Consider the following 8,881-nt stretch of genomic DNA (forward strand, 5'->3'; position numbering starts at 1 on the left):
GTTCCGCTCTTTGGCCTTATTTCCTATCCCTTTGAATGGATCTGGCCCATGCTGGTTATAGCTTCGCTGTTGTTTTTGTTCGTTCTCGGTTATGGGTTAAGGCATAAGCGCCTGAGGTTTAAAGGCATTGGAAAAGGCTTGATTCCCTTGCTCATAACCCTCGGAATTAACGGGGGGATAGGGTATATTTTCTGGCCGACCCTCAAGGGCCTTTATCCCCAATACTCCGATATGCTCCACGGCTTTACTTATAATGGGTATTACTATATCGCTGCATTGGCCACCCTGGCGTTGGCGATCTGTTTCTGGGTCTATTCCTATTTCCGTGAAACCCCGTTGCGCGAGTTGCTCGCCGGCCCGATTTTCTTATGGCTTATCCTCTGCGGTTTACTGTGTTACTACCTGCCGGGAGCCGCCTTTTTTACGATACCGGTTTATGGGGTTTTGCTGGGCTGGATGATGCTGACTACCCAGGACCAACCCAACCCGTTTCTCCTTGTCTTGCTCTGTGTTCCCGCACTATGGATCTTTACGCCATTGGTGAAAATGTTTCCTGTGGGCCTCGGCCTGAAAATGCTTATTGCAAGTAGCCTGTTGACCACATTGATCTTCTTCCTACTACTACCGGTGTGCGGGAGTTACGCAAAAAAGAAGCGTTTTGCCCTGGCCGGACTGATCATTTTTCTGGGCCTTTTTCTGGGAGCTCATCTGAAAAGTGGGTTTTCACCAGATCAACCCAGGCCCACGAGCCTGATGTACGTTAAAAACCTGGATTCCAATACAGCCATTTGGGCTACTTATGAAAAATCCCCCTCTTCCTGGACCCGCGCCTATCTCGGTGAGGAGCCCACAGCCCCGAATTCGGATGATATCGAAACCCTGAGCAGTAAATACAGTACCGGGTTTACTTTTACCAAAACCGCCCCGCTCAAATCCCTTGTCGCCCCTCAAATCAGTATTCAGACAGATACTTTGATCGCCGGTAAGCGGCAAGTCTTCCTGACCGTTACCCCGGGAAGGGATGTCAATCGGATGGAAGTCTTTACCAATGAAACGCCTGTGCTTCAGGCTGCGGTCAATGGGGCTGCCCTCCCACCCTATTATTTGAAGAACAGGAATAGTCGTCGTCTGTTTACCCATTACATCAGCAGAAACGACCCGACAGAAATCTTCCTGGTTTTCCCCGAAGGAGAACCCCTGGAACTCACCTTTTACGAAGCGTCCAATTCCCTGTTGACCGACCCGAATTTCAGTATTCCACCCCGGCCCTCCGACCAGATCCCTATGCCTTTCGTCTTAAATGACGCCGTTGTGCTGATCAAAAAACTGAGTTTTGAATAAGACCATAGGTGTCCTGGGTTGCGGTTGGCTCGGCACACCCCTGGCCGAAACTTTGCTGGCCTCTGGTCACCGTGTCCGGGGGAGTACCACACGTGAGGAAAAAATAGACTCCCTATCAGAAAAGGGTATTGAAGCCTTTGTACTCAGGCTAGGAGACCACGAGATTGAAGGCAATCCCGAGGAATTCCTTAAGGGATTGGATTGCCTTGTACTGAATATTCCGCCTGGGATCCGAAGAGATCCCAAAGCAGATTTTATTTCCAGAATCCGATTGATGGAAACCTACCTTCAAAAAGCGGCTATTCCCCATCTCGTATTTGTAAGCAGTACATCGGTATACGGAACTTCTCAGGGAAGTGTTACTGAAGCGGACCAACCCCTGCCGGATTCTCAAACAGGCGAGAAACTGCTGGTTGCCGAAAAGATCCTGCTGGGAAACAAAGCCCGTATTACTCAAATTTTAAGGCCCGGAGGGCTTATAGGTGCAGATCGCCATCCGGTGTTTACCTTAAGTGGAAGAAATATCAATTCGGACGGGAGTGAACGGGTTAACCTGATCCGCCAGGAAGATTTAATAGGTGTTCTGGAGGCACTGATCGCAAACCCCGATCTTTCAGGAACCTTCAATGCTGTGTTCCCGGAGCATCCTTCCAAACGCGAGTACTACACCAAAGAAGCCACTCATTTTGGCATTGCCCCACCGGTCTATACCGATAACCCTGCCCACCTTAAGGGTAAAAAAATCTCCTGCCCCGCCTTTAAAGCCCTGGGTTACTCCTTTGCGCATTCGATCTGGAGTTCTGAGATTTAATCCTGTCCCTGCCGATATCGGGATAGAGGACTGAGCGATTTCACACTCAAAGAATTCCCGTACAGGATGTGATTTTGAGGTTCTTATACTAAAAAATATCTTAGTTTTGCACTCTTCAAACAAACTTGGGAAAAATGAAAAAATTCATCCTCACCAGCTGTATTGCACTGATATTCGCCTTCCAATCCCATGCCCAGGAGAATCTTCAAAAACACTATCAGGCGTTCTATAAACAAATGTTGGAACAGGGCGACGTACAGGGGGTGATCAACGCACTCACGCACCTGAACGTGCTTAACCCTTCCCAGGAGAGACGGGATACCCTTGCCCTGGTCTACAGCAACAACAACCAGCATATGCAGGCCCTGAATCTGACCGGGATTGAGGTAAACCCACAGGATTCAGATCTCGCATTACAGGTTAAAGCGATTTCGCTCAAGGCCCTCAACCAGCCGAGTCGGGCCGTTCCACATTTCCAGATTATGTTTGAGAGGGGGCCGAACCCCTATATCGCTTACGAACTGGCAGATTTAAAAATTCAGGCAGGAGACAGTCCGGGAGCATTATCCGATATCGAATATGGGATTACCAATGCAACCGACGAGATGAAATATGCCTTCTACGAAAGGCAACAACCTTACGAAGTTCCGCTTAAGGCTGCCTTTGTCCACCTTAAGGGGCTCGCCCAGTATAATATCGACAAAAATGATATAGACCAGGCCATTGCCAGTTTTGATGAAGCTTTGAAAATGGCACCGAATTTCAACCTGGCGAGCCTGAGCAAACAGGCTCTTGAATCCCGGAAAGAGACCGAATAAGTTGGAATTTATAAGAGGGCTCGAAAGCGAAGGACGCAGAGGAATTCTTTGGCCCGGGTTGCAGGATTCGGAAAACGGGGCTTTACTCCATGTCTTCCAGCAGGTCCCTGAAGCCTAAAGCCACCCCGTTGGTCCACCCGAAGCCGTCCTGAGTGGGGTATTCACCCCCTCCTGAGGAAAGTGTTGTATCGACAACATTATATTTTTCCATCAGTTTACCCTCTTCACGGTATACGCGCTCATTTAGCGCCAGCCAGCGCTCCATAATATCCCGGGCCTCTTCCGTATACCCGTAATTCAGCAGTCCTTTAACAGCCATCCATTGGAGGGGTGCCCAACCATTGGGAGCATCCCACTGCTGGCCCGTGACGCGAAGGGTACAGACCAGGCCTCCCGGTTTGAGAAAATCTGTGATAAGATGTTCCACAACACCAGCCGCCTGAGACTTACTGGCAATTCCAAAATACAGGGGATAGACTCCTGCCAGGGTCATCTCCCCACAACGACTGTTACTCACAAAATTAAAGTCTTTGTAAAACTTTACCTGAGGATCCCACATCATCTTATTGATCAGGTCTTTTCGCTTTTTCGCCCGGATCTCGAATACCTTACCAGCTTCAGCATCACCCCGATTGCGGTGACCTTCGGCCAGTTGGACTTCCATGGAGTATAGCAGCGAATTCAGATCTACCGGGAGTAAATCCGCGGTTTTGGTAGAAGCAAATTCTCCTTCCCGGGCATACCATCGACTGCTGAAATCCCAGCCGGAGGCTGCGGCTGCCCGCAATTGAGCATAGAGCTCCTGGGTTTCAGAATCCGGGAGGTTTTCGGCCAGTTTTACATCTTCCCCATAGGATTCAGGCCTTGGTGTACGCGCACTGTCCCAGTACCGATTCATAAAGCGGTCGTCCCCCATACCTACAACCCGACGATCCACTGAGCCTTTTTCCAGCGAATCTGATCCTTGCATCCAATAGGCGTATTCCTTCTCAATCTGCTGAAAATACTCATCCTTCAGGGCAGGTTCTTTTTGACTTAAAAGGGTTACCATCTGCGAAAAAAAAGGGGGTTGTGACCGGGTAAGGTAATAGTCCCGGGTGCCGTTGGGGATAAACCCGAGCGAATCGATCAGATGCGCAAAATTGGAAAGCATATCCCCGGCGATATCCATCCGATTGTCTGACACGAGGCCGATCATGGTAAAATAACTGTCCCAATAATATATTTCTTTGAACCTCCCCCCGGGTACGATGTACGGATGGGGTAAAGGGATTCGTGAGGTATTCGCATTGAGGGTGTCCGGCCCCCGCCCGAGAACATCCCACATTACCCCGATATGCGAATACATATCCCGATTCATATCCGAGGTAAAAGCAACCTGTTTCCGCGCAGGATCCCTGAAATGTTCTTCCACGAAATCCCTAAGGTCAAAACGGGGACGTTCCCGCTCCGTGAGGTACCGGTTGGCCAGCGTCCTGAAATCCTCATCCCGTTCGAGGTCCACAAAGGTTTTTGAATCCTCAAACAGATGGGCGAGCTGTACATCTTTAAACAATTGCGTTTCGTAAAACGTATCCGCCGAATCCGTGATCTCCACAGACTTGCGACACTGCACAAACAGCACAGCAGTCACCAACAGGGAAAGGTAAATTCCTTTTACTCTCATAGTTAAACGGGATTAATGGATCCGCTCCGACAGAAGGGACTTCATTAGAATACTATCCTTTTCTTTTTTCAGAGCAATGGCTCCGTCGACGTTTTCATTGGGAACCGTCATGGAAAGTACATAATGGGCAATTTTCCATTTTCCCCCTTCCCTGATAAGTACTCCCGACCCCCTGCACAACTGCATCCAGGTATCCAGGAGTTCGTCAAACCAGGCCATCTCACCTGTTTTATCTATAAATACATGCCGGTCAACGGCCTTAAAATCCCATGCCTTTCCCTTGTCAAAATACGGTTTTGAAAACGTCATAAAATCCTGCTTATTCCAGTGCTCCGCCGCATCGGTACCCACAAACACCGACTCCTCGGCCATTAGGTCGAAATAGGCATTAAAGTCTGCATTTGCCGCTGCTTTGTGCCAGGCATCCAGCACATTTTCAATGGCTTTCTTTTCACTCCGCTGTGCCTGCAGGATACTGAAAAACAGTAAGAATACTAAGGGTAAAAGTCTAGTTGTTTTCAAAAACATCGGGGGTAAGATTATTATTAACGATTACATTAAACTGCTGCCGTGTGGCATTAATGGCATCCATAAGTTCGGAAATGGGTTCCTGATAGTCCAGACGATAGTAATTGGCAGCCTCCAGCTTTCCGAGATAGGTGCGGAGTACTTTAATCCGACTCCGTACCGAAGGTTTTTCAAAAGGTTGGGGAAATGCATTTTCCTCTACTTGTTTACAAATCTGGTTGAGTTCTTCAAGGAGCAATTCCATTTCCTCCGTGTTCTTTACATCCGGCAGTGTCGACAACCGATTCTCCAGGGAGGTATACTGTGGCCATTCATCCACGATTTCCCTGGCCCGGGGACTCAATGGCACGAGTTCTGGTAAAGCCTGAATCTCCGCCTCAATCATCGATGGCTCATCTTGTGCCTCCTTCTGATCTGGTGATTTACAACTCACCACCAGAATCAGACACATCCCTAAAATGACTATTTTGGTCATAAAGCGAATGTACAAATTTTAAGAACAGTTATATTTACCTCCACATATGACCAAGCTTCATTTTTATGTCTAAAACGATAGTGATTCTAGGCGCTTGCGGGCAAATTGGAACAGAGCTTACCCTTGCCCTCCGCTCTCGCTACGGCTCTGAATCCGTTATTGCGAGTGATATCAGGGAGGGAACTGCAGAATTAATGGAGTCCGGACCTTTTGTTACCCTGGATGCCACCGATTTCCCGGCCCTGGAGGACCTTTTTAGAAAAACAGGGGTCACCGAGGTCTACCTGATGGCAGCCATGCTCAGTGCAACGGCTGAAAAGCATCCGGCAAGGGCCTGGGATTTAAACATGAATTCCCTTTTGCACGTCCTCGAGCTCGGCAGGATGGGTCTCTATTCGAAGCTATTCTGGCCCTCCAGTATTGCCGTTTTTGGCCCGAAAACCCCCAAAGAAAACACCCCTCAATCCACGGTGACAGAACCCTCCACCGTGTACGGCATCAGCAAGAAGGCGGGCGAAGACTGGGCATCCTATTACCACAGGAAATATGGCGTGGATGTTCGTAGCCTTCGCTACCCCGGGCTGATCAGTTGGAAAACCCAGCCGGGAGGCGGAACCACGGACTACGCCGTTGATATTTTCCACCAGGCATTGAAAACAGGAAGCTATGAATGCTTCCTGAAAAAAGATACGGCCCTACCAATGATGTATATGGCTGACGCCATTGATGCCACGCTGCAATTAATGGAGGCTCCTGCCGCGGCGCTGAGCATACGGACCTCTTATAATTTGGGTGCTCTCAGCTTTACCCCCGAGGACCTGGCTCGAAGTATCACATCGGACCTCCCTGATTTTAAAATCAGTTATGTTCCCGACTCCCGCCAGGAGATCGCCGAATCATGGCCCCATAGCATTGACGATTCCCAGGCACGAAAGGACTGGGGGTGGGAACACCGGTACGACCTTGAAAAATTGACCCGGGAAATGCTCTTCAACCTTCGGGAAAACAGTTAAGACGCTGTTGCGGCTTCGGCCTGGAATTTGAGTTTTTTTTCAATCGCGGGGATCATTTCCATAGCGATATCTTTTCCGGTAGCCCCTTCGATTCCTTCGAGACCCGGGGAAGAATTTACTTCGAGTAACATGGGGCCCCGATTCGATCGAATGATGTCTACTCCGGCCACGGCTAAACTCAGTGCTTTGGCAGCTTTTAGAGCGAGTTTTCGCTCCTCAGAGGTGATTTTTATCCGTCCGGCCTTGCCCCCCTGGTGAATGTTCGCCCTGAATTCTCCTTTTTCGGCCTGTCGCTGCATGGAAGCCACCACTTTGCCATCAATGACGAAGCATCGGATATCCTGCCCATTGGCTTCCTTGATAAATTCCTGGACAAGTATGTTGGTCTGTACGCTCTTAAAGGCATTGATTACGCTCTCCGCTGCCTTATTGGTCTCCGCCAGGACGACCCCTTTACCCTGGGTGCTTTCAAGAAGTTTGATGATCAGGGGGGCACCGTTGACCATTTTGATCAGATCCCGGGTATCGTTGGGGGATTTTGCAAACCCGGTAATGGGAATGTGAAGGTCGTGAAGGGCAAAAAGTTGGGAGGCAAAAAGTTTATCCCTGCTGCGCGAGATAGCGTCCGCCGAATTCTGACAGTAAACACCCAGGTTCTGAAATTGCCGGATCAGCGCACAGCCGTAAAAAGTCACTGAAGGTTTAATTCTCGGGATAATGGCATCAAATTCATTGAGGATGTTCCCTCCCCGATACCGGATTTCCGGGGATTTTGTATCCAGTCGCATATACACCAGTTCCACATTGAGGAAAACGATCTCATGGCCGCGCTCTCTTGCGGCTTCCATTATCCGACGATTGCTGTACAGGTTGGGGTTACTCGCCAGCAGGGCAATCCTGAGGCCGGATCGCTGTTCCATATACGGAGCATATAACTCGTCCAGGGCTTCCTGAGTAAAATCACGCTGAAGGGACGATTGACCCGGATCCACGAGATACCGCCCCGAGAGCGCTTCCCTGCCGAGAAGCATTCGATACTCCATAGAATCCCGATTGGCCAGGGTCAGTTCAATGGGAAAGGTTTCCCCCCCAAGGGTCAGCAAAGTTTTAATGACCAGGCGTTCCTCGGAGATTCCTGTAGATCCGCGGACCATCCTCCGGTCGATAAGTCGGGCCGAACAGGGTACGGTGATGCTGCGGTTGTGTTGTAGTGGATGTACTTCAAAATTTACCCATTCTTCCCCATGCCGCATTTCAATGCGGGTATTCACTGCCTGAATTGAAGACGTTCGTGCGCCACTGTCCACCCGAGCCCGGATAGCGGGGATGCCGAGTTGTTCAAATACGCACCACTCGTCGTTACCGAGGACCTTTAGTTGTTCCATCTTAATTTAATTTGTCATTAGAAAAATCAGCCGGGATACAGGTATCCAAAAACACTCGGGTGCCTGCAGAAGTGGGGGGGATCACTCCTCTTCCGGATCCTCCATATCCGGGATAGCATCCGGGTCATCATCCTTAAAATCCGAATAGTCCTCCTCGTCGTAATTTGCCATGGTGTGCTCGAGTTTTGCACTGATCTTGACCAGGTACTTGGTGTCCTCCGTCACTACTTCAACGGCTTCAATCCGCTCTCCATGGGCATTTCGAAATGAAATGACATTATCGTCATCATATCCGTCGGGATACCGCTCCACCAGAAGTTTAAGCACCTCCGGGGTGAGTTTTTTAAAATCTACAATAACACGTCTCAGGCCGTCCATGATTACATTTTTAAAAGATACGCAAATACCAGCGGTGCCACAATGGTGGCGTCGCTTTCAACAATAAACTTCGGGGTGTCTATCCCGAGTTTTCCCCAGGTTATTTTTTCATTGGGAACTGCTCCTGAATAGGAGCCATAGCTGGTTGTACTGTCGCTGATCTGGCAGAAATAACTCCAGAATGGCGTTTGTGTCCTTTCCAAATCCTGGTAGAGCATGGGCACAACGCAGATGGGAAAATCCCCTGCGATACCCCCTCCAATTTGGAAGAATCCGATGCCCTTCTCCGAATTTTGAGTGTACCAATCCGCCAGAAACGTCATATACTCAATGCCGGAGCGCATAGTTTGGGCAGAAAGCTCTCCTTTTATCACATAGGATGCAAAGATATTTCCCAGGGTACTGTCCTCCCAACCGGGACACACCAGCGGCAGATTCTTTTCAGCCGCAGCATACATCCATGAGT

9 protein-coding genes and 1 pseudogene are annotated in these 8,881 nt (G+C 49.4%); 4 read left to right on the plus strand and 6 right to left on the minus strand.

What is annotated here, in order from left to right; all coding sequences use genetic code 11:
• The 3 genes and pseudogenes from WBV75_RS06835 to WBV75_RS06845 form a co-directional block, all read left to right on the plus strand.
• A pseudogene (locus WBV75_RS06835) lies at positions 1–1,341 on the plus strand (peptidase M28); the annotation flags it as partial.
• Positions 1,334–2,152, plus strand: coding sequence for an NAD(P)-binding domain-containing protein (locus WBV75_RS06840; RefSeq protein ID WP_424119890.1), 819 nt, complete (start codon positions 1,334–1,336; stop codon positions 2,150–2,152). The pseudogene WBV75_RS06835 and the gene WBV75_RS06840, both read left to right, overlap by 8 nt.
• A 134-nt stretch (positions 2,153–2,286) precedes the next feature.
• Positions 2,287–2,970 (plus strand): hypothetical protein, encoded by a 684-nt coding sequence (locus WBV75_RS06845; protein ID WP_424119891.1) that lies wholly within the window; start codon positions 2,287–2,289, stop codon positions 2,968–2,970.
• A gap of 82 nt (positions 2,971–3,052) precedes the next feature.
• Here WBV75_RS06845 and treF read toward each other — a convergent pair whose 3' ends face one another.
• The 3 genes from treF to WBV75_RS06860 are packed head-to-tail and all read right to left on the minus strand — an operon-like array spanning position 3,053 to position 5,639.
• Positions 3,053–4,636, minus strand: coding sequence for an alpha,alpha-trehalase TreF (gene treF, locus WBV75_RS06850; RefSeq protein ID WP_424119892.1), 1,584 nt, complete (start codon positions 4,634–4,636; stop codon positions 3,053–3,055).
• A gap of 12 nt (positions 4,637–4,648) precedes the next feature.
• On the minus strand, positions 4,649–5,158 hold the full coding sequence (locus WBV75_RS06855; protein ID WP_424119893.1) for a nuclear transport factor 2 family protein: 510 nt from the start codon (positions 5,156–5,158) through the stop codon (positions 4,649–4,651).
• Positions 5,145–5,639: a hypothetical protein gene (locus WBV75_RS06860; protein ID WP_424119894.1), complete on the minus strand. Its 495-nt coding sequence runs from the start codon at positions 5,637–5,639 to the stop codon at positions 5,145–5,147. The genes WBV75_RS06855 and WBV75_RS06860 overlap by 14 nt, the downstream gene beginning before the upstream one ends.
• Positions 5,640–5,704: 65 nt before the next feature.
• On the opposite strand from WBV75_RS06860, the gene WBV75_RS06865 reads away from it, so the two are divergent.
• Complete coding sequence (locus WBV75_RS06865) at positions 5,705–6,652, plus strand: NAD-dependent epimerase/dehydratase family protein (protein WP_424119895.1); 948 nt, start codon at positions 5,705–5,707, stop codon at positions 6,650–6,652.
• On the opposite strand, the gene rimK is transcribed toward WBV75_RS06865, so the two are convergent.
• The 3 genes from rimK to WBV75_RS06880 all read right to left on the minus strand — a co-directional run.
• The gene (gene rimK / locus WBV75_RS06870) at positions 6,649–8,037 is read right to left on the minus strand and encodes a 30S ribosomal protein S6--L-glutamate ligase (RefSeq protein ID WP_424119896.1); all 1,389 of its coding nucleotides are present in this window, start codon (positions 8,035–8,037) and stop codon (positions 6,649–6,651) included. The two genes, WBV75_RS06865 and rimK, sit on opposite strands and share 4 nt — an antisense overlap.
• 81 nt (positions 8,038–8,118) lie before the next feature.
• Positions 8,119–8,415 carry a hypothetical protein gene (locus WBV75_RS06875; protein WP_424119897.1) on the minus strand — a complete coding sequence of 99 codons (297 nt, stop codon included), beginning with the start codon at positions 8,413–8,415 and terminating at the stop codon, positions 8,119–8,121.
• A 2-nt stretch (positions 8,416–8,417) separates the two neighbouring features.
• Positions 8,418–8,881: deoxyhypusine synthase family protein (locus WBV75_RS06880; protein WP_424119898.1), on the minus strand; the 464-nt coding region annotated here is incomplete at its 5' end.

Origin of the sequence: Robiginitalea sp. (assembly GCF_049588695.1) — a bacterium.
GTDB lineage: Bacteria > Bacteroidota > Bacteroidia > Flavobacteriales > Flavobacteriaceae > Robiginitalea.

Excerpts from the sequence above, each read along its gene's own strand:
- WBV75_RS06860 (WP_424119894.1), bottom strand. The coding sequence starts at position 5,639 with ATGACCAAAATAGTCATTTTAGGGATGTGTCTGATTCTGGTGGTGAGT.
- WBV75_RS06865 (WP_424119895.1), top strand. The coding sequence starts at position 5,705 with ATGTCTAAAACGATAGTGATTCTAGGCGCTTGCGGGCAAATTGGAACA.
- WBV75_RS06845 (WP_424119891.1), top strand. The coding sequence starts at position 2,287 with ATGAAAAAATTCATCCTCACCAGCTGTATTGCACTGATATTCGCCTTC.
- treF (WP_424119892.1), bottom strand. The coding sequence starts at position 4,636 with ATGAGAGTAAAAGGAATTTACCTTTCCCTGTTGGTGACTGCTGTGCTG.
- rimK (WP_424119896.1), bottom strand. The coding sequence starts at position 8,037 with ATGGAACAACTAAAGGTCCTCGGTAACGACGAGTGGTGCGTATTTGAA.
- WBV75_RS06875 (WP_424119897.1), bottom strand. The coding sequence starts at position 8,415 with ATGGACGGCCTGAGACGTGTTATTGTAGATTTTAAAAAACTCACCCCG.